An 889-nucleotide genomic window follows, 5' to 3' on the forward strand; every position below is an offset into this window, starting at 1 on the left:
CGGCCACGGCGCCGCGGGCCTGGCCGCGGCACCCATGACGACAGGGCATGGCGCCTCGCCGCCATGCTGAGTTGCGACTAATTCGCATTAGCGTTATTTCGTGTGACATTCCGTCACCAAGGCCCCGGCGTTCCTTCATGTCGCATGCTTGCACCGCAGAGCTTTACCTCAGCCACCATGGCTGGCTCCTCTCCTGGCTGCGTGGCCGGGTGCGCTGCCAGGAGCGGGCCGGGGATCTGGTGCAGGACCTGTTCTGCAAGCTGCTGGAACGCCCGCCGGCGGCGATCGAGAAGCCGCGCGCCTTCCTGGCCACCAGCGCCATCCGGCTGCTGATCGACCAGACGCGCCGCATGGCGATCGAGCAGGCCTATCTCCAGGCCCTGGCCACGCTGCGGCAGGAGGAGGCGGCGGTGACGCCGCTGCAGGTCTGCGAGGCGGTGGAGACCCTGGCCGCGATCGCCCGCATGCTCGAGAGCCTGGCGGAGAAGCCGCGCCGCGCCTTCCTGATGAGCCGGCTGGAGGGGCTCGGCCATGCGGAGATCGCTGCCCGGCTCGGCGTCTCCACCAGCATGGTGAAGCAGTATGTCGCCGCCGCCCTGGTGCATTGCCATGCCGCGCTGCACCCGCCCGCGGCCGACGCCCCGCGCGCGGCGGCATGAGCGAGCCGACGCCCGAGATGGTGCGGGAGGCGGCGCTCTGGCACGCCACGCTCGGCTCGGGCGAGGCCACCGAGGCCGACCGCCGCGACTGCGCCGCCTGGCAAGCCGCGCATCCCGGCCATGCCGAGGCGTTCCGCCGCCTGCAGGCGGTGCTGGACCGGTTCCAGGGCCTGCCGGCCCGGCCGGCGCGGCAGGCGCTGCACCAGGCCGAGCAGCGCGGCCGCCAGCTG

At 73.0% G+C, this 889-nt stretch carries 2 protein-coding genes; both read left to right on the forward strand.

Translation table 11 applies throughout. The features are described 5' to 3' along the window. Positions 1-137: 137 nt before the first annotated feature. Complete coding sequence (locus HMPREF0731_RS22020) at positions 138-659, forward strand: sigma-70 family RNA polymerase sigma factor (protein WP_007006475.1); 522 nt, start codon at positions 138-140, stop codon at positions 657-659. Continuing rightward, a partial coding sequence (locus HMPREF0731_RS22025) for a DUF4880 domain-containing protein (protein ID WP_007006476.1) occupies positions 656-889 on the forward strand: 234 nt, incomplete at its 3' end. The genes HMPREF0731_RS22020 and HMPREF0731_RS22025, both read left to right, overlap by 4 nt.

The sequence above is a fragment of the Pseudoroseomonas cervicalis ATCC 49957 genome (assembly GCF_000164635.1).
In the GTDB taxonomy this organism is placed as follows: domain Bacteria; phylum Pseudomonadota; class Alphaproteobacteria; order Acetobacterales; family Acetobacteraceae; genus Pseudoroseomonas; species Pseudoroseomonas cervicalis.

What these genes read in the sequence shown, in the direction of transcription:
- HMPREF0731_RS22020 (WP_007006475.1), top strand. Translation starts at nt 138, where the DNA reads ATGTCGCATGCTTGCACCGCAGAGCTTTACCTCAGCCACCATGGCTGG.